Origin of the sequence: Pseudomonas sp. PB101 (assembly GCF_009764265.1) — a bacterium.
In the GTDB taxonomy this organism is placed as follows: domain Bacteria; phylum Pseudomonadota; class Gammaproteobacteria; order Pseudomonadales; family Pseudomonadaceae; genus Aquipseudomonas.
Genome location: NZ_RWIR01000033.1, coordinates 108,822 through 135,235 on the forward strand (window position 1 = coordinate 108,822; position 26,414 = coordinate 135,235).

Genomic DNA, 26,414 nt, shown 5'->3' on the forward strand with positions numbered 1-26,414 from the left:
TCGGGTTTACGACTGCTTCGCAGCCGAACGGGGGCAAGCCCCCTCGCCACAGAGAAGCCAGTTCACCAATTTATCGGCTTAGAACTCTGCCACCACCTCCCGCGCAAGCGCCACCACCACGGCATCCAGACACTCATCCCGCTGCAAAATATCGAAGTGCCCCGCCGTCACCACCTGCACCTTGCGCAACCGTGGCTGCTGGCACTCCAGGGTCGCGCGTTCGGCCGTCGGGTTGCCATCGGCCCACCAGCAATGCAGCCCGGCTTGTGGGATCGGCAAGGTTTCGACCTGCCGCGACAGCGCCTTCAAGCGCGTGCTGACCATGAACGTGTGAGCCAGCTCATCGGCACCGAGCAGCGCATAGCCGCTGGCCTGATCGCTTTGGCTGTCGATCACCGCGCGAATGATCCGCGCGACGGCGTCCAAGTCCCCCGCCGACTCGCTGCTCAACGCCCGGGCAATCACCTCGCCATCCATGCCCAACGCGGCACCGAGGAACTCGGCCAGATCCACATGCCACTCATCCGCGCTGGCGACAGCATTGGCCTGGGTCGGCACGAAGCTGTCCACCAGACCGACGAACGCCACACGCTGGCCCTGCTGTTCGAACAAGTCACTGACCAGCAACGCCAACGCTCCGCCCAACGACCAGCCCAGCACGTGGTACGGTCCCTGGGGCTGCCGGGCGCGGATCGCCTCGACGTAGTCGGCGGCCATCTGCGCCAGCGAGGTGTCGTGCCACTGGCGGTCGAGCAGCATCCGGCATTGCACGCCGTACACCGTGCGCTCGCCATCCAGGCGCCGGGCCAGCGGTTCATAGTCGAACACCGTGCCGAAACCGGCGTGCAGGCAGAACAGCGGTGGCTGATCGCCTACCACCTGATTGAGCAACAACAGCGGTTGCGGACTCTGGCGCACGGGTTGCTCATCGACACCGGACAACCCGGCGATCGTTGGCTTGGCCATCATGTCGCGCAGCTTGAGCTGGAAGCCCGGCTCGTTCAGGGCACGGACTTTCGAGATCACCTTGAGGGTGCGCAACGAATCACCGCCCAACTCGAAGAAGTTGTCGGTGATGCCGACCTTCTCGATGCCCAACACCTGTTGCCAGATATCCGCCAGCGCCCATTCCAGCGGCGTGCGCGGTGCCACGTAGTCGCGGCCGGTGAAGGCCGGATCCGGCAAGGCCTTGCGGTCGAGCTTGCCGTTGGGGGTCAACGGGAAGCGCGGCAACACCACGACCTGCGTCGGCACCATGTAGTCGGGCAGGCTCTCGCGCAATGCCACCTGGCAACGCGGACCGAGGCCATCGTCTTGCGCCGCCACCACATAACCCACCAGTTGCGGCCCCTGGCCGTTGTCGCGCACCACCACCAGTGCATCGTTGACCCCGGCCTGCTCGCGCAGGCGGGCTTCGATTTCGCCCAGTTCGATGCGGAAGCCGCGCACCTTGACCTGATGGTCGATGCGCCCGACGTAGTCGAACACGCCATCCTCGCGACGGCGCACCAGGTCACCGGTGCGATACAGGCGCCCGCCTTCGCTGCTGAACGGATCGGCGACGAAACGCTCGGCGCTCTGCCACGGATGACGATGGTAGCCGCGTGCGACACCCCGTCCGCCGATGTACAGCTCTCCGACCATGCCCACCGGCAGCGGGTTGAGGTCCATGTCCAGCACGTGCAGGCTGCGAGTGCCGACGCGTTGGCCAATCGGCGCGTACATCGCCTGGCAATGGCCGTCGGCGGCGATTTTCCACAGCAGCGGCGTGACCACTGTTTCCGTAGGGCCGTAGCCGTTGACCAGGTATTGCGGCTTGAGGGTGTGCTTGACCCTTTCGAAGGTGGCGTCCGGCACCGCATCGCCACCGAAGCAGTAGATGCGCACCGGCGGCGGATCCCCCCCCTGCAACTCGGCGTGTTCGGCCAATTGCAGCAGGTACGCCGGCGGGAAGCACGCGACGCTGATGCGCTGGCGGTGCAGCACCGCCAGGGTCTGTTCGGCGGTCCACAAGCTGTTGTCGCGGATCACCAGGGTCGAGCCGCTGATCAGCGCGGTGATCCAGCGTTCATGGGCACCGTCAAAGGCGAACGACATGAAGTGCAGTTCGCGATTGTCCGGGTCCATCTCGTACAGCTCGGCGATGGCTTGCACGTGCATGCTCAACGGCCCGTGGGCCACGGCGACGCTTTTCGGTTTGCCGGTGGAGCCCGAGGTGTAGATCAGGTACGCCAGTTGCTCGGCATGCACGGAACACGAAGGCAGCGTCACCTCGACATCGAGGTTCAAGCGGTCCACCGCGACCATCGCCGTGCCCGGATTGAGCTGCGCCGAATCGCGCAGACGCTCCTGGGTCAGCAGCAGGCGCATGTCGCTGTCGGCCATCATGTAGCGCAGGCGTTCCTGCGGGTATTGCGGGTCCAGCGGCACGTAGGCGGCACCGCACTTCATCACCGCCAATAGCGACACCACCAGCTCCAGCGAACGCTCCATGAACACGCCGATCACGTCTTCGGCTTGCACGCCCTGCTCCAGCAGATGCACCGCCAGGGCATCGGAACGCCGGTCCAGTTCGGCGTAGCTCAATTGTTCGGCGTCACGCTCGGCATAGCTCAGGACCAGCGCCGTGTGATCAGGTTGCAGGCGCGCTCGCTGACGGATCAGCTCGTGCACCGGGGTCTCGTCGCCGTCCGCCACCACCGGCAGTTCGCCGTCCAGCGCCCGGCCTTCGTCCAGGGTCAGCAAGCCCAACTCACCGACGGCACGTCCGGCGTCGTCGCACAGGCGCTGCATCAGGCTTTCCATGTGGCTGCGCAGGACCTCGACGGTCGCCAGATCGAACTGGTCGCGCTGGTGCATGTATTCGATGCGCAGCCCTTCGTCGAGGCTGACCATCAGGTCCATGGCGAAGCTGGTCAGGCCGAAGTCGGAAACGTCCTCGAAGCGCAGCGAGTCGCCGTTCCACTCGCGCAGGGTGCGGTCCACCGGCTGGTTTTCGAAGACGATGATGCTGTCGAACAACGCCTGCCCGCCCTGCCCGGCCCAACGCTGGATGTCGCTCAGCGGGGTTTGCTGGAAGTCACGGATGTCGAGGTTGTAGGCCTGGATGTCCCGCAGCCAGTCACCGACGCTGACCTCGGTCGGCACGCTGTTGACCACCGGCAAGGTGTTGATGAACAGGCCGAGCATGTTCTCCGAGCCGTTGAGGGTTTCCGGACGCCCGGACACCGTGGCACCGAACGTCACCGTGCGCTGGCCGGTGTAGCGTTGCAGCAGCAACAGCCACGCGGCTTGCACCAGGGTGTTGAGGGTCACTTGCTGCTGTTGGGCAAAGGCCTGCAAACGTGCGGTGTGCCCGGTACTCAGGTGCGTGTAGATCGCGTGGTAACCCGCCTGCGGCGCCTTGACCGGCAAGGCGCGGGCCAGATGCGTGGCGCCTTCGAGGCTGGCGAGCTTGCCTTTCCAGAACACCTCGCTGGCCTCGGCGACTTGCTGGCCGAGCCAGTCGATGTAGTCGCGATAGGCGGCCACCGGCTCGTGCTCGTCGCCACTGTAATGGCGCAGCACTTCGCCGATCAGGCGCGACACGCTCCAGCCGTCCATGAGGATGTGGTGGTAGGTCCAGATCAGGCGATAGCGGTCGTCTTCCAGGCGTACCAGCAACAGGCGCAACAAAGGGGCGCGGTTCAGCGAGAAGCCGCGTTCGCGCTCCTCCAGAGCCAGTTGGCGGACGCGTGCAGGCTGATCATCCAGCCCGCGCCAGTCCAGTTCGGTCAGCAGCGAAGGCGCGTTACGCAGCACCACTTGCAGCGGTTCCTTGTCGCCTTCCCAGAGGAATGCCGTGCGCAGAATCCCGTGACGCCGGGCGGCATCGGCCCAGGCTTCACGGAAACGCGGACCATCAACGCCGCGCACGCCCACTTCGATCTGGTTGACGTACAGCCCCGAATCGCCGTCCTGCACCGAGTGGAACAGCATGCCCTGCTGCATCGGCGACAGCGGATAGACGTCCTCGACTTCGTCCGCCGTCAATTCCAGCGCCTGATACTGCGCTTCGCTCAGTTCGATTTTCGCCGCCATTGCAGCCACCGTCGGCACGGCTTCGTGCGCCGCAACCGGTTGGGCCACCGTGGCCAGTTCGGCCAGGGTCGGATGGCTGAACACATGCTTGGGCGAAATGCTCAAGCCGGCCTTGCGTGCACGGCTGACGGCCTGGATCGAGACGATGGAATCGCCGCCCAGTTCAAAGAAGTTGTCGTGCATGCCCACTTGCGGCACTTCGAACAACGCCTGCCACACCGCTTGCAATGTCGACTCCACGGCATTGCGCGGCGCCACGTACTCGCGCACCTGCTGGTCCGGTTGTGGCAGCGCACGGCGGTCGAGTTTGCCGTTGGGCGTGACCGGCAACTGATCGAGCAGCAGCACATGGCTTGGCTGCATGTGCTCGGGCAGTGCGTTGCGCAGGTGTTGTTTGAGTGGCTCAAGGTCGGCATCACCGATGACGTAGGCCACCAGTTGCTTGGACTTGCCGACATCGAGGGCGATCACCACCGCTTCGCGCACCGACGGATGTTCCAGCAGGCAGGCTTCGATTTCCCCCAGCTCGATGCGCAGGCCGCGGATCTTCACTTGATGGTCGATGCGCCCGACGTATTCGATCACGCCGTCCTCGCGGTAGCGCGCCAGGTCGCCGGTGCGGTACAGGCGCTCGCCCCGCTCACCGAACGGGCTGGCGACGAAGCGCTCAGCGGTCAGCTCCGGACGATTGTGATAACCGCGAGCCAGGCCGATGCCGCCCAGGTACAGCTCACCGACGCAACCCTGCACCTGCGGTTGCAGGCTGTCGTCGAGGATGTAGGTGACCAGGTTGGCAATCGGATAACCGATCGGCACGCTGACGGCGCCGTCGTCGATGCAGGTCCAGTGGGTCACGTCGATGGCCGCTTCGGTCGGGCCGTACAGGTTGTACAGGCCAACGTTCGGCAGCACGCGGAACAGACTGTGCTGCAAGTCCGCCGACAAGGCTTCGCCGCTGCACATGATCTGCCGCAGGCTGGCGCAACGCTCGAAGCCTTCGCCCTGGACAAACGCCTGCAACATCGACGGCACGAAATGCAGGGTGCTGACCCGGTACTGCTCGATCAGGCTGACCAGTTGCGCCGGATCGCGATGGGCGCCCGGTGCGGCCACGGCCAGGCGTGCGCCGGTCATCAATGGCCAGAAGAACTCCCAGACCGACACGTCGAAACTGAACGGGGTTTTCTGCAACACGGTGTCGCGCCCGTCCAGCGGATAGGCGTCCTGCATCCACGCCAGGCGGTTGTACAAGGCCTCATGGTGGTTGGCTGCGCCCTTGGGTTTGCCGGTGGAGCCGGAGGTGTAGATCATGTAGGCCAGCGATTGCGGCCCGACCACGCAGGGCAGGTTTTCGTCGCTCAGGCCGTCCAGCAGTGCGCCCATGTCGTCAAGGCAGATCGCCGTGGTGACGGGCGGAATCGGCAGTTGCCCAAGCAGATGACGCTGGGTCAGCAGCAGGTGCACACCGCTGTCGTCGAACATGTGTTCCAGGCGTTCACGCGGGTAGTCCGGGTCGAGCGGCACGTAGGCGCCACCGGCCTTCATGATCGCCAGCAGGCCGATCACCAGTTCCAGCGAGCGCTCGGCGGCGATGCCCACCAGCACTTCGGCGCCCACGCCCTGGCTGCGCAGGTAGTGCGCCAGGCGGTTGGCCTGTTGGTCGAGCTGGCGATAGCTGAGGGTCTGGCCGGCAAACACCAGGGCGGGCGCCTGCGGGGTTTGCAGTGCCTGGGCTTCGAAGCACTGGTAGACCGGGCGCACATCCGCCCAGGTCTGTACGGTGCGGTTGAAGCCTTCGACCTGCCGAGCGGTTTGCGCGGCATCGAGCAGGTTCAAGCGGCCCAATGGCTGTTGCGGCGCGCCGACCATGGCATCGAGCAGCGCCAGCAGACGTGCGCTCAATCCGGCGATGGCCTCGGCGCTGAACAGCGCCGTGTCGTAGTTGAAGCGCAGGTCCAGGCATTCGCCCAGTTCGGCGGCGATGGCCAGGGGGAAACTGGTCTGGTCGTGGTGACGGATGCCGGAGAACTTCAGCGCGCTGGTATTGCCCTCCTCCAGCGCTTGCGCCACCGGGTAGTTTTCGAACACCAGCAAGGTGTCGAACAGCGCTTCGCCGGAGTGACCGGCCCAACGCTGCACATCCGCCAGCGGTGTGTATTCGACTTCGCGCAGCTTGAGATTGAGCGCCTGGACTTCATCGATCCATTGGCTGACCGTGCGTTCGGGGTGCGGCGTGGCGATCACCGGCAAGGTGTTGATGAACAGGCCGATCTGCTGCTCGATGCCTTGCAGTTCGCTCGGACGCCCCGACACGGTGGCGCCGAACGCCACGGTCGACTGGCCGGTGTAGCGTTGCAACAGCAACAGCCACGCCGCTTGCAGCAGGGTGTTGGGCGTGACGCGGGCCTGACGGGCAAACCCGCTCAGGCGCTCGGTGGCTGCGCGGTCGAGGCTCAGGTGCAAGGTGCGATGACCGCCGCCCTGCCCGGCAACCGGCGCCGGCAAGGCACCGGCCAGACGGGTCGGCTCGGCGAACGAGTGCAATTGCTCCAGCCAGAACGCCTCGCAGGCGGCACGGTCGCGCGTGCCCAGCCAGCTCATGTAGTCGCGATAGCGGCCAACACCGGGCGCCGGCGTGACGCCCGCGTAGCGTTGCAGCACTTCGCCGAACAACTGCGAGGTGCTCCAGCCGTCCAGCAGGATGTGGTGGTTGGTGAAGATCAGGTGATGGCTGTCATCGGCGGTCTGCACCAGGGTCAGGCGCAGCAACGGCGCCGCCGTCAGGTCGAACCCGCGCAGGCGGTCGTCCTCGGCCAGACGCTCAAGCGCCTGCGGCAGATCAGGCCGGTCGCGCGAGTCGAGCAGGCTCATCGGCAGCCTGGCGTCGGCCAGGATCACTTGCAGCGGACGCGAACCGTTGCTTTCGCTGAAGAACGCCGCGCGCAGCACTTCATGGCGCGCCAGCGTCTGCTGCCAGGCATTGCCGAACGCCTCGACGTCCAGCCCCTGCACGTCCACGCGCATCTGCGGCACGTAGGCACCGGCATCCGGGGCGAACAGGCTGTGGAACAACATGCCCTGTTGCATCGGCGACAGCGGCAGGATGTCCTGGATCTGGCTGGCCGCGAGCGGCAAGGCATCCAGTTGCGCCTGATCGACGTGCACCAGCGGCACGTCGCTCGGGGTCAGGCCGCCGGCACCGCTGAGGCAGTGTTCGATCAGCCGTTGCAGTTCCAGGGCGTAGGCATCGGCCAGCTGCTGCACGGTTTGCGCTTTGAACACTTCACCGCTGAAGGTCCAGCTCAGGCGCAATTGCCCGGCGTAGACCTGGCCGTTGATGCTCAAACCTCGGTCCAGTTCGGCAGACGCGCCCTGCTCGGCACCACCACTTTCCTTCGCCGGACGCCACGGCGCCTGCTCGTCGAAGCTGGCGTCGAACTGGCCCATGTAGTTGAAGGTGATTTGTGGCGATGGCAGATCTTTAAGGCCGGCATTGGCCAGATAACGCAGGATGCCGAAACCGATGCCTTTGTCAGGCACTGCACGCAGCTGTTCCTTGACCGCCTTGATGCTGTCGGCCAGGTCGCCGACCGGATTGAGCTTGACCGGGAAAATCGAGGTGAACCAGCCCAGGGTGCGGGTCAGGTCGATGTCATCGAACAGGTCTTCGCGGCCGTGGCCTTCCAGTTTGACCAGCGTCGAAGCCTGACCGGTCCACTGGCCCAGCACACGCGCCAGCGCCGTCAGCAACAGGTCGTTGACCTGGGTGCGGTACGCCGCCGGGGCGTCTTGCAGCAGTTGGCGGGTGAAGGTGCTGTCGAGCACGGTTTCCACGCTCACGGCATGCTGGCTGGCCAGGCTGCCTTGCGGGTTATCGGCAGGCAGCTGCACCACCACGTCGTGGAATTGCGCTTGCCAGTAAGCGGCTTGCTGCGCCAGCTCACGGCTTTGCGCATGGCGTTGCAAACGAGCGGCCCAGGCTTGATAGGCGCTGGTCTTGGCCGGCAAACGCAGCGGTTCGGCCTGACGTGCCTGAGCGTAAGCGGTTTGCAGGTCTTCGAGCAGCAGACGCCAGGACACGCCGTCCACCGCCAGGTGATGCACCACCAGCAGCAGGCGCTGGCCTGCCGCGCCCATGTCCACCTGCAAGGCTCGCAGCAACGGGCCGTCCTGCAAATTCAGGCTGGCCTGTGCGGCGTTGCACAGCGTCAGCAGTTCATCGGCGTCTGCCGCCTGACGCTGCCACAGCACCTCGGCGCTGCTCCATTGCCCGGCTTGCGCTTGCTGCCACACGCCGTCGACCTGATGCCAGCGCAACCGCAGGGCATCGTGGTGTTCCAGCAAGGCCGCCAGCGCTTGCTGCAGACAGCCGCTGTCGAGCGGCTCGCGCAGTTCCAGCAGCACCGACTGGTTCCAGTGATGACGAGCGTCGATCTGTTGTTCGAAGAACCAATGCTGGATCGGTGTCAGCAACACTTCACCGCGCACCGGCCCCTGATCGATGACCAGACCGGCGCTGCGCACCGCAACCTTCGCCAGGCTGTGCACGGTCTGGTGCTGGAACAGGTCACGCGGGGTGATGCGGATCCCGGCCTGGCGCGCGCGGCTGACCACCTGGATCGAGATGATCGAGTCGCCGCCCAGTTCGAAGAAGTTGTCGTCGATGCCCACGCGCTCGAGCTTGAGCACGTCTTGCCAGATCGCCGCCAACTCGCTTTGCAGCTCATCGATGGGCGCCGTATAAGCCTGCTGCGCCAGAGCCGCGTCGGGCTTGGGCAGCGCGTTGCGGTCAAGCTTGCCGTTGCTGGTCAGCGGCCAGTGCTCGAGCTTGATCAAGTGCGCCGGCACCATGTAGTCCGGCAAACCGGCCTGCAAGTGTTCGCGCAGGGACTGGCGCAAATCCTTGTCGTCGCCGCTGGCCGTGAACCATGCGACCAGTTGCTGGCTGCCGTTGGCCTGCGGCGCCAGCACCAGTGCCTGTTCGATGGCCGGATGGCTTTGCAGGCGATCCTGGATTTCTCCCAGCTCGATGCGGAAACCGCGGATCTTCACCTGATGGTCGATGCGCCCGGCGTACTCGATGCTGCCATCGGCGCAGTAACGCGCCAGGTCGCCGGTGCGGTACAGGCGTGCGCCCGGCTCGGCGGCGAACAGGTCCGGGACAAACCGCGTGGCGGTCAGGTCGGCGCGCTGGTGATAACCACGGGCCAGGCCGGCACCGCCGACGTACAGCTCACCGACGCAGCCCTTGGCCACTGGGTTCAGCCGTGGGTCGAGCACGTACCAGCGCAGGTCGGCGATCGGTTCGCCCAGCGGCGAGCTGTTGGCGCCATCGAGGTCGGCGCGCGACAGCGGGCGGTAAGTCACGTGCACCGTGGTTTCGGTGATGCCGTACATGTTGATCAGCCGCGGTTGCTCGTCGTCGAAGGCGTCGTACCACGGCCGCAAGCTGGCCACGTCCAGCGCCTCGCCGCCGAACACCAAGCAGCGCAGGGCCATGCCTTGCGCGTTGGCGCAGGCGAACGGCATCAACTGGCGGAAAGCCGAGGGGGTCTGGTTGAGTACCGTGACACCTTCGTCACGCAGCAAACGGGCGAAGTCTTCCGGGGAGCGGCTGACCGCGTGCGGCACCACCACCAGTTTGCCGCCGTAGAACAACGCGCCAAAGATTTCCCACACGGAAAAGTCGAAGGCATAGGAGTGGAACAGGCTCCACACATCATCCGCATTGAAACCGAACCAGTGTTCGGTGGCGCTGAACAGTCGGGTCAGGTTGCTGTGGGGCAGCAGCGTACCCTTGGGTTTGCCGGTGGAACCAGAGGTGTAGATGACGTAGGCCAGGTTCGCTGGCGCGGTCAGGTTCGGCAGGTTATCGGCGCAGGCCTCATCGAGCCAGTCGCTGGCGTGATCGAGGCAGATCACTTCAATGCCTTCGTGCAACGGCAGGCGCGGCATCAGTGCCGAATCGGTCAGCAACAGGCGCGTGCCGCTGTCGGCGAGCATGTAGGCCAGGCGATCCTGCGGGTAGTCCGGGTCCAGCGGCACGTAGGCGCCACCGGCCTTGAGGATCGCCAGCAGGCTGACGATCATCTCCGGCGAACGCTCCAGGGCGATGCCCACCAGCACGTCCGGGCCCACGCCGCGCTCGCGCAGACGATGAGCAACGCGGTTGGCGCGGCTGTTCAGTTCGGCGTAAGTGAGCGTGATGCCGTCGCAGGTCACGGCGATGTTGTGCGGGTGCGCGGCGGCCTGGGCTTCGATCAGTTGGTGGGCGCACAACGCGTTCGCCTGATCGTTGTTCGATACCGCGCGGCGGTTCCAGTCGCGCAAAGTGCTCTGCTGCTCGGAGGCATCGAGCATGCTCAGATCCGCCAGGGCAACCCTGCTGTCGGCGCAGATCGCCTGCAACAGGTTCAGCCAGTGCCGGCCGAGGCGCTCGATGGTCGAGGCGTCGAACAATTCGGTGGCATACACGAACGACGCATGGATGCCCTCGTCGCTTTCGACGGTGTCGAGCATCAGGTCGAACTTGGTGGTTTTCTCGTCCCAGATCAGCGGTTCGACGCTCAGGCCCGGCAAGTCCCAGCGTTGCGCACCGTTGCTGTCGCGCTGGTGGTTGAACATCACCTGGAACAGTGGCGTGTGGCTCAGGCTGCGTTCGACGCCCAGGCCATCGACCAGTTGCTCGAACGGCAGGTCCTGATGGGCCTGTGCGCCGAGCGCCGCGGCCTTGATCTCGGCGAGCAATTGCACAAACGGCTGGTCGGCCCGGGGCTGGCTGCGCAGCACCTGGGTGTTGACGAAAAAGCCCAGCAGGTTTTCCACGTCCTGGCGGGTACGGTTGGCAATCGGCACGCCGACGCGAATGTCCTGCTCGCCGCTGTAGCGGTGCAACAGCGTCTGCAAGGCCGCCATCAGCAGCATGAACAGGGTGCAACCTTCGCGGCGGGCCAGCTCGCGCAGTTGAGTGGTCCACGCGGCAGGTATCTCCAGCTCGACGCTGGCGCCCTGCTGGCTCGGGATCGCCGGGCGACGACGGTCGGTCGGCAGGTTCAGTGGCGGGTGCTGGTTGCCCAACTGCCCGCGCCAGTAATCAAGCTGACGCTCGGCCTCGCCGGCCTCCAGCCACAGGCGCTGCCAGCGGGCGAAGTCGGCGTATTGAATGCCCAACGGCGGTAGCTGCGTGGCCTGCCCGGCACTGAGCTGTGCATAGAGCTGCGTAAACTCTTGCAGCAGGATCGGCAGCGAACCGCCATCGGTGACGATGTGATGGAAGGTCAGCACCAGCACATGTTGCCGGGCATCGAGGCGGATCAGGCGGCAACGCATCAACGGGCCGTGCTGCAGGTCGAACGGCTGCTCGGCGTTGAGGGCGATCTGGCGTTGCTGCTCGATGTCGTCGGCGGCAGTGGCCTCGACCAGCGGGGTGTCCATTTGCGGGTGGATGCGCTGCAGCACTTGCTGTTCGTCGAAGACGAACGTGGTACGCAACACCTCATGCCGCTGCACCAGTGCCGCCAGGGTTTGCGCCAGTGCGTCGCGGTTCAGCTCGCCGGTCAGGCGGAAGGCACCGGTCAGGTTGTAGGCGGTGGCCTGGGGCTGCATCTGCCAGAGGAACCACAAACGCTGCTGTGCGTAGGACGCCGGCAGCGTGTCGACGGCACGGTCCCGTGGCGGTATCGGCAGCAACTCAAGGGTCAGCCCCTGGGCGTGCATCTTTTCTTGCAGCGCGCGCCGGGCGTCCGCGCTCAAGCCGCAGAAACGCTGGGCCAGGGTCATCATTCTGTCCGGTGCAGCACTCATCGCGCGTGTTCCTCATCCACTTCGTCGAACAACGCTTCGAGGGCGTCTACATCGTTTTCCTGGTGCTCGCTTTGCTGGCGGAATTGCTCGATTTCCGCCGCCAGGCGTTCCAGGGTGTCGCCGTCGAAAAACAGCTTGAGCGGGATCGCCAGGTTCAACTCTTCCTGGATCCGTGCACGAATGCGCGTGGCCAGCAGCGAGTGCCCGCCGAGTTCGAAGAAGCTGTCGTGCACGCCGACACGCTCTACGTGCAGCGCTTCGGCCCAGATCGCCGCCAGGGTTTTTTCCAGGTCGTTGCGCGGCGCGACGAAGGCACTGCGGCGCACATCGAGATCGAGCAAGGCCTGGCGATTGAGCTTGCCGTTGGGCATCAGCGGGAAACGCTCCAGCACCTGCAAGCGCGCCGGCTGCATGTGCTCGGGCAGCGCCTCGGCCAGGTGGCTGCGCAATTCGTTGAGGCGGATGTCGGCGGTGTCGGCCGGGGACACCACGAAGCCCAGCAGTTGCGGGCCGGTCGGGGTTTCCCGGGCAATCACCGCGGCGTCCTCGATGCCCGGCGCGTTGCGCATGGCCGACTCGATTTCGCCCAGCTCGATGCGGAAACCACGGATTTTCACCTGGTGATCGACCCGCCCCAGATACTCGAGCACGCCATCGGCGCGATAGCGCCCCAGGTCGCCGGTGCGGTACAGGCGCTGACCCGGCGCCTTGGCGAACAGGTCGGGAACAAAGCGTTCGGCCGTCAGCGGGCCACGCTGCAGATAACCCCGGGCAATGCCGGCACCGCCGACATACAACTCGCCTTCGACGCCCACGGCCAGCGGTTGCAGGTCCGGGCCGAGTACGTGGATGCGCATGCCGGCAATCGGCTGGCCGATCGGGATGCTGTAATCGTCCTGGTCAAGCGGCAGTTCCCAGGCCGAGCACCACACGGTGCCTTCGGTCGGGCCGTATTCGTTGACCAGCGTCACCCCCGGCAGCGCTTCGCGATGTCGCTGCACCAGGGCATGGCTGCAGGCTTCGCCGGCCACGATGACGCAGGCCAGGGCCTGTTGGTCGAGATGCTCGAGAATCTGCGCGTGGTACGACGGCAGCGTCAGGTAGTGGGAAATCTCTTCGCGCTGAATCAACTCGGCCAGTCTGGCCGGATCCTTGTAGCTGTCTTCGTCCGGCAGGCACAGGGTCGCGCCCTGCCCCAGCGCCCAGAAAACCCCGGCCACCGAGCTGTCGAAGGAGAACGACGAGAGCATCAGGAACCCGCGCAGCGGCTGGCGATAAAACGCCGTACGCGCCAGGGTCGAGGCCACGGCGTTGGCATGACTGATCATCACGCCCTTGGGTTTGCCGGTGGACCCGGAGGTGTAGATGACGTAGGCCAGGTTGGCGCTGTCGCCCTGAGGCGCAGGTTCGGTTGGCGCGGCGGACCAGACTTCGGCCCCCGGCATCAGGGAAACCACACGCTCACGGTGCAACGCGTCCGGCAGCGGCTGGCAGGCGAGTATCTGGCGCGCGCCGGTGTCGGCGAGCATGAACGCCAGGCGCTCGATCGGGTAGTTCGGGTCCAGCGGCAAGTACGCAGCGCCGGCCTTGAGCGTGCCCAACAACGCAATGACCATTTCCAGAGAACGTTGACCGTAGACCGCAACGATTTCATCCGCCGCCACCGCTTGGGCGCGCAAGGTATTGGCCACCTGGTTGGAGCGCGCATCCAGCTCGGCATAGGTCAGGCGCTGGCCGTTGACACTCAGGGCGATGCGTTGCGGATGCAGGCGCGCCTGTTCGCTGAACAATTCGTGCAGGAACTGGCACGGCAAAACCTGCCCGGTGGCGTTCGGATTGAAGCCTTCGATCAGGCGGGTCAGTTGCGCGGCGCTGAGCAGATCAGCCTGAGCCAGGGTCAGTTCGGGCGACGCCAACAGTTGGCGACTGAACTCGGCGAACTGCTGCAGCCACTCGGCCAGCATCGATTCGGGCAGCGCACCGTCCAGACACGACAGCTGCAACTGATTGCCCAGCACCCGCAGGCGCAGGACTTCGGGGTTGCCATCGTCGACCTCGATAGCGGCCTCCTCGCCAGCCTGATGGACGAAGCCGTAACGCAGCGGCGCGGTACCTTCGGCGCTCAGTCCGAATTCGTTTAGGCAATCAAGCCACGACAGCGACTGTTCGACGCTGGCGGCAAAGCTTGCCAAGGCTTGCGCCAGAGTCTGCTGGCCGCGGTACTCGAAGGCCACCGGCAAACGCCGGGCGAAACGCCCGAGGGTGGCGGCGGTCTGCTCGTTGCGACCGTCCACCTGCCAGCCCATCAGGCCTTTTTCCTGTTGGCCGATGCGCGCCACGAAGGCGCTCCACAGCAGCATCGCGACTTGCTGCGCCTCGACGTTCGACTCATCAGCCAGCCGTTGCACCCCGGCGTACCAGGTGGCATCGGTGAGCGTGGCCTGACGGCGAGCCAGGGACACTTCCACGGCTTTTTCGAACGGCAAGCGATGGGCCACGGCGAACTGCTGTTGCAGGTTGCGCCAGAACGCGGCGCCCTGGTGGCCGATGTCTTCTTCGCGCAGTTCTTCCTGCCAGGCGCTGTAGTCCAGGTATTGCAGCGCATCCTCGTCTTCGACCAGGGCTTCACCGCGCAACAGACTGGCAAGCTCGGCCGCGAGCACCCGCAGCGAGGCCTCGTCGAAGCTGCATGCCGGGGCCAGCAGGGTGATGAAAGACGGCCCTGCCTGGTCTTCAACCTGCGCCACCACCAGCGCCTTGCTCGAATCTTCAACCATGACTTCACGGCTGCGGCTCAAGGCCTCGGCCAGCGAAGGCTGGATGCCCAGCAACGTGACCGGCAAGGCATCGCACAGGCTTTGCACCGGCCACTTCATGCCCGGCAAGCGGCGGTAGACCGTGCGCAGGGTTTCGTGGCGCTGGCCCAGTGTCTCCAGCGCCGTGCGCAACGCCTGGGCCTCCACCGGCCTGGCGACCGGCAATGTCAGCGCGGCGAACAGTGGCCGGGCGCCCAGTTCCTGGACCCGCAAATAAAAGGCCTGCTGGGCCGAAGTCTGGAATACGTCTACCGAAGGTTCGAGGGCGGTGGTGTTCATGTCGGGTGTCCTTATTCCTGATCCAGGTCGGCGCTTTTCTGCGCGATGGCCATGGCCGTGAGGATTTTTCTGTAGCCGGTGAATTCGTTGCGCGCGTGCACGCTGAGGATGTTGTCGAGCAGGACCACGTCGCCCTTCTCCCAGGCGAACTCGACCATCACCTCGCGGTAGATGCCTTGCAGGTGGCGAATCACATCGTCGGGAATCGGCGAGCCGTCGCCGAAGAAGGTGTTCTGCGGCAGGTCTTGCGGGCCGAACTCACGCAGCAGGTTGTCGCGGATGCTGTCCGGCAGGGTCAGCGCATTGAAGAAGGTGCCGTGGTTGAACCAGATGCGCTCGCCGCTCAGCGGATGACGCACGATGGCCGGGCCGTTCTGCCGGGTACGCAGGCGGTTGCCGGGTTTCCACTCGGCCTGGATGCCGATTTTCGCGCAGTAGGCTTCGACCTCGGCACGGTCCTCGCTCTGGAACACGGTCTGCCATGGCAGGCCCATGCCGTCGCCGTAGTTGCGCACGTACATGATGCGTTTGCGGGCAAACTCTTCGCGCACCTGCGGGTCGATCCGCGCGAGGATCTGGCGGGTGTCGCCGAACGGCGTTTCGCCGCCGGTGGTCGACGGGGTGTCGCAGTAGAAATACAGGTGACGCGGGAACACCGGCGAGTACGAGTGTTCGTTGTGCGGGAAGATTTTCTCCGGCGCCGGGTAATCGGTGGAGCTGTAGATCTTGAACTGACCGGTGATCTGGGTGCGTGGCGAGGCGCGGAACAGGTACTCCAGCGCGCCGCCGGAAATCGCATCGACACAGCGGTTGAACTCGCCGATGTCGGCCACCTGGAAGCCACGGAACAGAATCACCGCGTGCTCCAGCAGCTTGCTTTCGATCAGCGCGCGGTTCTGGCTGGCCCATTCCACCAGGCTCACGCCGGACACGGCCGGGCGGCACACCAGCGGCATGCTGTGGCCTTCGAACATCGGCGCAAAACTCACCAGCCGCGTCGGATCGGTGGACAGGCTTTTGCGGGCACCACGACCCATCTTGGGAATGGACTTGGTCGTTGAAACGGTCATAAACCCCTCCAGAAAATGATCACGGCGGCGCTAAAGGGCGCCGCCGCCTGAATCAGTCAGCTGCGGTGTGCGCTGTCGGCGCAGCCCGGTTCGCCGAGCGGCGCTTGATCGCCATGGCCCCGCCGAGCAAGGCCTTGCGTTGCTCGCTCAAGCGCGCATCGGCCCGGCGCTGGACATCGCTGGCCAGGTTGAGCAAATCGCCGACTTGCAATCCACCAGCGCCAATCAACGCTGCGAGCACCGCCTGAATCTGTTCGGACAAACACTCAAGCGTGCTCGGCAGGTACTGACCGGCCGGTGTCTCGAAGCTCAGGTGGATGTGCTGCGCGTCGTTGTAGAACGCAGCGACCATGCCGATCTCGGCGGCCTGGCGCCCGGACGGGAAGTCCTCGACTTGCAGGCCCTCCATCGACGGCAGGCGACCGACGCCTTCCTGGTAAATCAGCTTGATGTCGAACAGCGGCGAACGTCCGGCCCGACGCGGCAAGCGCAAGGCCTCCACCAGGCGCTCGAAGGGCAGGTCCTGATGGTCCGAAGCCTCCAGCACCGCCCGGCGACAAGCGTCCAGCAACTGCGCCACCGGCTGCCCGGCATCGACTTCCACTTGCAGTACTAGTTGGTTAACGAAGAAGCCGACCATTTCTTCAAGCTCGGCTTGATTTCGGTTGGCGATATCGGTGCCGATGCGCACGCGATTGACCTCGGTGCGCTGGCGCAGGACCAGGGTGAAGCCGGCCAGCAGCAGCATGAACAGCGACAAATCGCGTTGCTGGGCAAAGTCGCGCAGCTGCTGGCTGAGTTCGGCACCGAAGGTGAAATGCGCGCTGGCGCCTTCCTGTGCAATGCGTCGGTCGCCATCGGCAGGCAACTCCAGCACGGCCAGCGGTTCGGCGAGGCGCTGCTGCCAGTAGTCGAGCTGGCGTTGCAATTCGCCGCCCTGCTCCAGCCACTGGCGCTGCCATTTGGCGAAGTCGGCGTACTGCACGCTATGCGCCGGCAGCTTCGGGACCTGGCCACGGTTGAGGGTTGGATAGAGCGTGACGAACTCGTTGATCAGGACGCGGAACGACCAGTCATCGGCGACGATGTGATGCACCGTCAGCAACAACACATGCTGGTCATCCGCGACCCGCAGCACCCGCACCCGCAGCAAGGGGCCATGGCGCAGGTCGAATGGCCGCGCGACTTCCTCGCGGGCCAGTTGTTGCGCGGTGTCGTCCGGCGCCGGCAGATGCCGCAGGTCGTCGGCCTCGAAGCTCAACGGCAATTGCTCGTGCAGCCGTTGCCAGGCCTGGCCGTCTTCTTCGTAGAAGGTGGTGCGCAATACCGCGTGGCGCTGCACCAGGGTTTCGAAGGTCTGGCGCAGGGCCTCAAGATTCAACTCGCCACGCAGGCGCAAGGCACCGGGCATGTTGTACATCGAACTGTCCGGTTCCAGGTTCCACAGGAACCACAAGCGTTGCTGGGCAAAGGACAACGGCGAGCGCTCGCCAGAGGTGTCCGCCACCAGCGCCGGGCGTTCACAGCTGTGTTGCAGGGTTTGCACCTGTGCGGCGAAATCCTCGAGGCGCGGGTGTTCGAACAGGCTGCGCAGGCTCACCGACAGGCCCAGGCGCTGGCGAATCTGCGAGACGATCTGCGTCGCCAGCAGCGAGTGCCCGCCCAGTTCGAAGAAGCTGTTTTCGCGGTCGACGCGACTGACCTGCAACACCTGCTGCCAAATCTGCGCCAGCTCGGTTTCCAGTGCACCCTGTGGTGCGCTGCCGAGTTCAACTTCCCAGACTTGCGGGGCCGGCAGCGCTGCGCGGTCGAGTTTGCCGTTGCGGTTGAGCGGCAACGCGGCGAGCAACACCAGTTGCGCCGGGAGCATGTAGTCCGGCAGGCGTTCGCCCAGGGCACGGCGCACGGTGTCGGTGAGTTGCCGCGCATCAGCGTCCAGCAGTTCATCCGAGGCCGGCACCACATAGCCGATCAACTGCTTGCCGCCGACACCTTCGTGCACCAGCACCGCGGCTTCGCTGATCATCGGCAGGCCTTGCAGGTGTGCTTCCAGCTCACCCAGTTCGACGCGGAAACCGCGAATTTTCACCTGGTGATCGATGCGCCCCAGGTATTCCAGCGCACCGTCCTCGCGATAGCGCGCGAGGTCGCCGCTGCGGTACAGCCGCGCGCCCGGTGTGGCGGAAAACGGATCGGCGATGAAACGCTCGGCGCTCAGGCCCGGTCGCTGGTGGTAGCGCTGGGCAAGGCCGGCGTCACCGCCGATGCACAACTCGCCGACGCAACCGGTCGGCAGCAGGTGGCCTTCGCTGTCCAGCACGTACAACGCGCGACCCGGCAGCGCTGTGCCGATGGGCACGCCAATGTGATTGCGGGTATCGGCCAGCGTGCATTCGTGGGTACTGGAAACGACCGTGGCTTCGGTCGGGCCATAGGTATTGAGCAGGCGCACATCGCCCAGACCGGCGACGTGCCACAGCTTCAGGCCTTCCAGCGACATGGCTTCGCCGCCGACGTGAACCTGACGCAAGTGCCCTTTCTCACGCTGCGGTTGCGCGGCCCACTCCTGCGCCAGGAGGAACCAGTAGGCCGCCGGCAAATCCGCCAGGGTCACGCCCTGCTCGATGATCTGCCGATACAGCCTGTCGGTGTCCCACAACTCATCGCCGCGCATCACCAGCGCCGCGCCCACGCACAGCGGCGGGTAGCATTGCTCGACAAAGCCGTCGAAGCTGAAGGTGGCGAATTGCAGGACGCGGTCTTGCGCCGTGAGTTGCGAATAATCCGCCGCGATCACGCAAAACTCGCGCAGTGCGGCATGGGCCAGGCACACGCCTTTCGGCCGTCCGGTGGAGCCGGAGGTGTAGATCAGATAGGCGAGGTCTTCGGCGCTGGCGAGGTTGACCGGGTTATCCGTGGAGAAACCGTCGGCACTCGCCTCCAGCGCCAGGCGCGGCAAACCTTGCGGCAGCGCTACATCGCCGAGCAATCCCGGTTGCGCCAGCAGCAGGTGCATGCCGCTGTCTTCGATCATGTAGGCCAGGCGCTCGGCCGGGTAATCCGGATCGAGCGGTACATATCCAGCGCCGGACTTGAGAATGGCCATCAGGCTGACGATCATCTGTGCATTGCGTCGCACCGCCAGGCCGACCCGCTGCCCCGGTGCCACACCCTGGGCGCGCAGGCGATGGGCGAGTTGGTTGGCCTGCGCATTGAGTTGGGCGTAGGTCAGGCACTCGTCACCGACGATCACGGCCAGCGCATCGGGTGTGCGAGCTGCTTGTTGCTCGAAACGCTGATGGGCCAGCAACGGGCTGTCGATTGGCGGCGCAGGCGGACGCGAACCTGCCAACACCTTGGCTTGCGCGATAGGGTCCAGCAGGCTGATCGCACCCAGTGACTGTTGCGGTTGCGCGACGAATTGCTCCAGCACCTGCAACAGGCTGGCGCCCAATTGGTTGATCTGCTCGGCACTGAACCGGGTGCGGTCGAAACTGAAATCCAGCCGCAGGGTGGCACCGACTTCCATGCCGAGGGTCAGCGGGTAGCTGGTGATTTCGTGATTGTGCAACGCGCCGAAGGTCAGGCCCGCCGGCGCGCCTTGCTTGAGGGCTTCGGCCACCGGGAAGTTCTCGAACACCAGCAGGCTGTCGAACAGCGCCCCCTGTTGCCCGGCCCAGCCTTGAATGTCGTACAGCGGCACGTGCTCGTATTCGCGCAGACTCAGGTTCAGGGCTTGCAGGTCGTTGAGCCACTGGGTCACCGAATGCCCTGCCTGCGGCGCGGCAATGATCGGCAAGGTGTTGATGAACAGCCCCAACTGCTGCTCGATACCCGGCAATGGCGCCGAGCGTCCGGCAATCGTTGCGCCGAACGCCACACAGGACTGGCCGGTATAGCGCTGCAACAACAGGCCCCAGGCGCCTTGCAGCAGTGTGTTGAGGGTGATTTTCTGCTGGCGGGCGAAATCGCTCAGGCGCTGCAGCGCGGCGCTCTCGAGGGTCAATTGATGTTCGCCCATGCCGCGCCCGTCGGCGGGCGTCGGCAAGGCTTGCGCCAGCAGCGTTGGCGTTTCCAGCGGCGCCAGCGCTTGTTTCCAGAACTGCTCGGCGGCCAGCAGCGGTTGCTGTTGAATCCAGCCGAGGTAGTCGCAGTACTGCCCCAACGGTTTGCTCAGCGACTGGCCTGCATAGTGCTGGATCACTTCGCCGAGTAACTGCGCGTTGCTCCAGCCGTCCATGAGGATGTGATGGCTGGTATGGATCAGGTGCCAGTCTTGCGCGCCCCGGCGCACCAGCAACAGGCGGAACAACGGCGCGGTGCCGAGTTCGAAGCCGCGACTACGCTCTTCAGCCGCCAAAGCATCGAGGTCGATGTCAGCCGCCTCGACCACTTGCAGTTGCAGGTCGACCTGACGATGAATCACCTGGTGCGCGCACTCAAGCCCCAGCCAGTGGAAGCTGCTGCGCAGGATGTCGTGACGATTGATCGCCGCCTGCCAGGCCCGACCGAACGCCGCCAGCTCCAGCCCCTGGATGTCCAGGCGCAACTGATTGATGTAGGCCTCGGCCTGGGGCTCGTACAGGGTGTGGAACAGCATGCCCTGCTGCATCGGCGTCAGCGGGTAAACGTCCTCGATGGCCGGCGCCGGGACAGGCAAGGCATCAAGCTGCGCCTGGGTGATGCGCGCCAGCGGGAAGTCCGACGGCGTGACCTGGCCTGTCGCTGTCGTGCAACAATGCTCGATCAGTGCCCTGAGTTCTTCGCCGTAGGCATCGGCCAGGCGCTGAACCGTGGACTCGGCAAACATCTCGCGGCTGAAGCCCCATTGCAGCGAGAGCTGCCCGCCATACACCTGGCCTTCCACGGTCAGCCAGTTGGCCAGCGGCGCTTCGTCGCCCTGGGCCTGGCCGCCGCTTTCCGCAGCCGGTTTGAACAGTGCGGCGTCATCGAACTGACGGTCGAACTGCCCCAGGTAGTTGAAGGTGATGCGTGGCGTCGGCAAGCCTTGCATAGCCTCGCGCTGCGCCGGTTCGCCGAGATAGCGCAGCAGTCCATAACCCAGGCCTTTGCCGGGAATGGCGCGCAGTTGCTCCTTGATCGACTTGATCGATTTCTCCGCCCCGGCTTCGGGTTGCAGACGCACAGGGAACAGGCTGGTGAACCAGCCGACGGTGCGGCTCAGATCGAGGTCGTCGGACAGGTCTTCGCGGCCGTGACCTTCGAGCTGGATCAGCGTCGAGCCCTGCCCGCTCCAGCGGCAGATGACCCGCGCCAACGCGGTGAGCAACAGGTCGTTGACTTGGGTGCGATAGGCCGCCGGTGCCTGTTGCAGCAACTGGCGGGTCAGCCCGGCGTCGAGTTTCGATTCGATCTTGTGCCCGTGGCGCTGCTGCAAGCTGCCCTGCGGGTTGTCGCATGGCAGGTCCCGGGCATCCGCCAGTTGCGCCTGCCAGTACGGCATTTGCGCAAGGATGGTACCGGCATGCTGTTGCAAGTGCGCCGCCCAGGCTTGATAGGCGCTGGTTTTCTCGGGCAAGGCCACTTGCCGGTAAGCTTGTTGCAGGTCTTCGAGCAACACCCGCCACGACACCCCGTCCACCACCAAGTGATGGACCACCAGCAACAGGCGCTGGCTGCCATCTTCGAGGCTGACCAGCAAGGCACGCAGCAGCGGCCCGTTCGCCAGATCGAGGCTGCGTTGCGCTTCATTGCACAGGGCGGTCAAGGCTTCGCTCGAAGACGCCCGGCGCTGCCACAGTCCAGCACTCTCGACTGGCGCGGCATGGCGCTGCTGCCAGCCTTCGGCAGCGTCGATGAAGCGCAGGCGCAAGGCATCGTGATGGTTGATGACAGTGACCAACGCCCGTTCCAGCGCCTCGGGATCCAACGCTTGCCGGGGCGTCAGCAGCAGCGACTGATTCCAGTGCTGGCGCTGGGCGATGGCCTGTTCGAAGAAGTAATGCTGCGCCGGGGTCAGGACCACCTCGCCGCTGACCGGGCCTTGATCGATGCAGCTGCGGCTGTCGAACGCCGCGACCAGTGCCAGGCTGCGCACGGTCTGGTACTGGAACAGGTCGCGCGGACTGAGGCGGATGCCGGCCTGACGGGCGCGGCTGACCACCTGGATGGAAATGATCGAGTCGCCGCCGAGTCCGAAGAAGTTGTCTTCAAGCCCCACGGGGTCGGTGCCCAATACGTCCTGCCAGATCTGCGCCAGCGCAGTCTGCATCGCATCCTGCGGTGCGACGAATGCCTGCTGCGGCGCGGCGTCGGGTGGCGGCAAGGCCTTGCGGTCGAGCTTGCCGTTGGCGGTCACCGGCAAGGCGTCCAGCGGCATCAGGTAGGTCGGCACCATGTATTCCGGCAGGCTGCCGAGCAGCCAGGCCTTGAGGGTTTGCGGCCACTGCCCGTGGGCGTCGGCGTTTTCCAGCACAAGGTACGCCACCAGATGCTTGCCGCCCTGCACCAGCACCACGGCCTCGCGCACCAGGTCATGCTGCATCAGGCGGGTTTCGATCTCTCCCAGTTCGATGCGCAGACCGCGCAATTTGACTTGATGATCGAGGCGCCCGAGGTATTCGATCACGCCGTCCGCACGTTGGCGTACGCGGTCGCCGGTGCGGTACAGGCGCGCGCCGTCGTGGAACGGGCACGGCACGAAACGCTCGGCGGTGAGCGCCGGGCGCCGGTGATAACTGCGCGCCAGGCCGGCACCGCCAAGGTACAACTCCCCCGCCACGCCGGCCGGAACCGGTAGCAATTGCGCATCCAGCACATGGGTGCGCAGGTTGGCGATGGGCCGGCCGATGGGCACGCTGTCGGCGCCCTCGTCGACGCAGGTCCAGTGGGTCACGTCGATGGCCGCCTCGGTCGGGCCGTACAGGTTGTACAACCCGGCAGCCGGCAGCTTTTTGAACACCTGCAATTGCGCATCCAGCGGCAAGGCTTCACCGCTACAGGCAATGCGCTTGAGGCTGGTGCAGGCCTCGACACCCGGTTCGTGGATGAACGCCTGGAGCATCGACGGCACGAAGTGCAGCGTGCTGATGTGGTAGTCCGCGATGAGGCGGATCAACTGCGCCGGTTCACGGTGCGCGCCCGGCGGCGCCACCACCAGGCGCGCGCCGGTCATCAGCGGCCAGAAGAACTCCCAGACCGACACGTCGAAACTGAACGGGGTTTTCTGCAACACCGAGTCGCTGCCATCGATTGCGTAAGCCTGTTGCATCCAGCACAAACGGTTGACCAGCGCCGCGTGACTGTTGCCCGCGCCCTTGGGCTTGCCGGTGGAACCGGAGGTGTAGATCACATAGGCCAGGTTCAACGGATGCACGTCCACCTGCGGGCAGGTGTCGCTGTAGCCGTCGAGCCAGTCTTGCTGCTGATCCAGGACGATGACCTTGACGCCGTCGGTGGGCAAGACGTCGAGCAGAGTGCCTTGCGTGAGCAGCAGGCCAATCGCGCTGTCGTCGATCATGTAGGCCAGGCGTTCGGCCGGGTACTCCGGGTCGAGCGGTACGTAGGCGCCACCGGCCTTGTGAATCGCCAGCAGGCCGATGACCATTTCCAGGGAACGCTCGACGCAGATCCCCACCAACACATCCGGGCCAACGCCCTGCTCGCGCAGGTAATTAGCCAGTTGACTGGTGCGGGCATCGAGTTGCGCGTAGCTGAGCTCGCGCTCACCAAACACCAGCGCTGGTGCTTCGGGCGTACGTCGGGCCTGGGCCTGGATCAGTTGATGCATGCACTGCTCGAGCGGATACACCTCGGCAGTGCGATTCCAGTCGTGCACCAGCACCTGTTGCTCGTCCGTCGTCAGCATCGGCAACTCGCCGATTTTTTTCGTCGAGTCGTCGACTATCGCCTGCAACAGACGCGTCCAGTGCGCGGCCATGCGCGCGATGGTCGCGGGCTCGAACAGGTCGCTGGCATAGGTCAGCGCGGCGTGCAGCTTGCCGCCCTTCTCCCAGGTGTCGAGGGTCAGGTCGAACTGGGTGGTGCGGCTTTGCCAGTCGATGCTGCCCAGCACCAGGCCGGACGCGGTGCTGACCGAAGCCATGTCGGCCACCTGCGGCTGGTGGTTGTACATCACCTGGAACAGCGGCGTGTGGCTGAGGCTGCGTTCCAGTTTCAGCGCTTCGACCAGGCGTTCGAACGGCAGGTCCTGATGGGCCTGGGCGCCGAGGGCGGTTTCCTTGATGGCGCGCAGCAGCTCGTCGACTCGGGTCTGGCCGTCCAGCTGTGTACGCAGTACCTGGGTGTTGACGAAGAAGCCGATCAGGCCTTCGATTTCCGCACGGTTGCGGTTGGCGATGGGCACGCCGACGCGGATGTCGGCTTGCCCGGTGTAGCGATGCAGCAGCACGTTGAAGGCGCCGAGCAGCAGCATGAACAGGGTGATGTTGTGCTTCTGCGCGGTGCCGCGCAGTTGCTCGGCCAGTTGCGCCTCGACCGCGAATTCGTAGCGGGTGCCGCGATAACTCGGCATCGCCGGGCGCGAATGGTCCAGGGGCAATTCCAGTACCGGATGCTCGTCGCCCAACTGTGCCTGCCAGTACGCCAGTTGCCGGGCCTGCTCGCCCGCCTCCAGCCAGCGGCGCTGCCACAGGGCGTAGTCGCTGTACTGGATCGGCAACGCTGCCAGCTGCGGTTGTGTGCCCGCATCAAAGGCGTCGTAGCAGCGGATGAATTCGTCGATCAGCACGTTCATCGACCAGCCATCGGAGACGATGTGGTGCAGGGTCAGCAGCAGCACGTGCTCTTGGTCGGCGAGCTTGAGCAGGGTGACCCGCAGCAGCGGCCCGCTCGACAGATCGAAGGGCAGCAGCGATTGCTGCTCTGCGGTTTGCGCCACGGCCCGTTCGCGTTCTTCGGCGGGCAGTGCGCTGAAATCCACGTGTTCGATCAGCAGCGGTGCCGTGATGGGGACTTGCTGCAAGCTGTCGTCGGCCTGGCGCTGGAACACCGTGCGCAAGGTTTCATGCCGCGCCACCAGGCTGGCGAATGCCTGCTCCAGCGCGGCCAGATTCAAGCGTCCGCTCAGCCGTACCGCGCCCGGCAAGTTGTAGGCGCCGCTACGGGGGTCCAGTTGCCAGAGAAACCACATGCGTTGCTGGGCGTAGGACAACGCATGGCGATCCTCGGTCTCGATCTCGGCCGGGATCGGAAAACGGGCGAAATCCACGCCCTCCTTGTGCAAGGCCGCAAGGAACATCTGGCGCTTTTCCAGGGGCAACCCGATAAACCGGCGAGCAAGTTTCAAGGAGTCTTCAGCATTCATCTATCGGCATCCGCATCAGTAGGCAGCAGGCGCAAAGGCGCGTCGTCCCTATAAAACGAATGCAGGCGGGAAAAATTAGCGGATCAGGCGGGAGGTGAAACGCGGAATGCAGAACGATGAAAACCACTGTGGGAGCGAGCTTGCTCGCGATGGCGGAGTGTCAGTCACATCCATGCTGAATGTGCCGCCGTCATCGCGAGCAAGCTCGCTCCCACAGGGATCGGGTGAAATTTGGGAGTGGTGTTAACCCACGGCAGCCATGGAATGCCGCCGACGATGCACCTCCAACTGATCCTTGATCACCCGCAGCACCTTGGCCTCCTGCTCATGGATGAAGAAGTGCCCGCCGGCCAGCATGTCCACCGAGAAACTGCCGCGGGTTTCCTGGCTCCAGCCGATCAGTTGCTCGGGGGTGGCGCGATCGGACTTGCCGCCGAGCACGTGCACCGGGCATTTGAGCAACGGGCGCTGGATCGGCTCGAAACGCCCGCACAGCAGGAAGTCCGCGCGCAGCACCGGCAGGGTCAGGCTCATCAACTCTTCATTGGCGAGGATCTCTTCGCTGGTGCCGTTGAGGGTGCGCAATTGCTCGATCAGCTCGGCGTCGGTTTTCGGCTGGGCAAAGCCGCGGTCGTAGTCGGTGCGCAGGGTCGGCGCAGCGGTGCCCGAGGCGAACAGCGCGACCGGCTCCGGGCAGCCCAGCGCGCGAAACGCATGGGCCATCTCGCAGGCCAGCAACGCCCCCATGCTATGGCCGAACAACGCATACGGCGCCTTGAGCGTGGCTTTCTGTTCGTGGGCCAGTTGCAGCGCCAGACGGCGCATGTCGGTGTGCAGGGGCTCGCCATACCGCGCACCGCGCCCCGGCAATTCCACCGGTTGCAGCTTGAGCCACTCCGGCAGCTTGCGCCGCCAACGGCTATAGACCATGGCACTCGCGCCCGAATAGGGCAGGCACAGCAATGTCAGCGGGGTCACCAGGCTTTCCTCGAAAGTTGTCTGTTTAGAGAACGGATGAGGTGTAGCCGGAATTAGCTGGATAGAGATTCCTTGTGGGAGCGAGCCTGCTCGCGAAGCGAG

The 26,414-nt window shown here is 65.1% G+C and carries 5 protein-coding genes; all 5 read right to left on the reverse strand.

Annotation, left to right across the window (positions count from 1 at the left end; genetic code table 11):
* Positions 1-78 precede the first annotated feature (78 nt).
* The 5 genes from EI969_RS10730 to EI969_RS10750 all read right to left on the reverse strand — a co-directional run bounded on the left by EI969_RS10730 (position 79) and on the right by EI969_RS10750 (position 26,312).
* Positions 79-11,883: a non-ribosomal peptide synthetase gene (locus EI969_RS10730; protein WP_160387744.1), complete on the reverse strand. Its 11,805-nt coding sequence runs from the start codon at positions 11,881-11,883 to the stop codon at positions 79-81.
* Complete coding sequence (locus tag EI969_RS10735; RefSeq protein ID WP_160387746.1) at positions 11,880-14,978, reverse strand: amino acid adenylation domain-containing protein; 3,099 nt, start codon at positions 14,976-14,978, stop codon at positions 11,880-11,882. The genes EI969_RS10730 and EI969_RS10735 overlap by 4 nt, the downstream gene beginning before the upstream one ends.
* 11 nt (positions 14,979-14,989) lie before the next feature.
* Positions 14,990-16,048: a TauD/TfdA family dioxygenase gene (locus tag EI969_RS10740; RefSeq protein ID WP_160387748.1), complete on the reverse strand. Its 1,059-nt coding sequence runs from the start codon at positions 16,046-16,048 to the stop codon at positions 14,990-14,992.
* A gap of 52 nt (positions 16,049-16,100) precedes the next feature.
* Positions 16,101-25,334 (reverse strand): non-ribosomal peptide synthetase, encoded by a 9,234-nt coding sequence (locus EI969_RS10745; protein ID WP_160387750.1) that lies wholly within the window; start codon positions 25,332-25,334, stop codon positions 16,101-16,103.
* A 243-nt stretch (positions 25,335-25,577) separates the two neighbouring features.
* Positions 25,578-26,312 carry an alpha/beta fold hydrolase gene (locus EI969_RS10750; protein ID WP_160387752.1) on the reverse strand — a complete coding sequence of 245 codons (735 nt, stop codon included), beginning with the start codon at positions 26,310-26,312 and terminating at the stop codon, positions 25,578-25,580.
* Positions 26,313-26,414 lie beyond the last annotated feature (102 nt).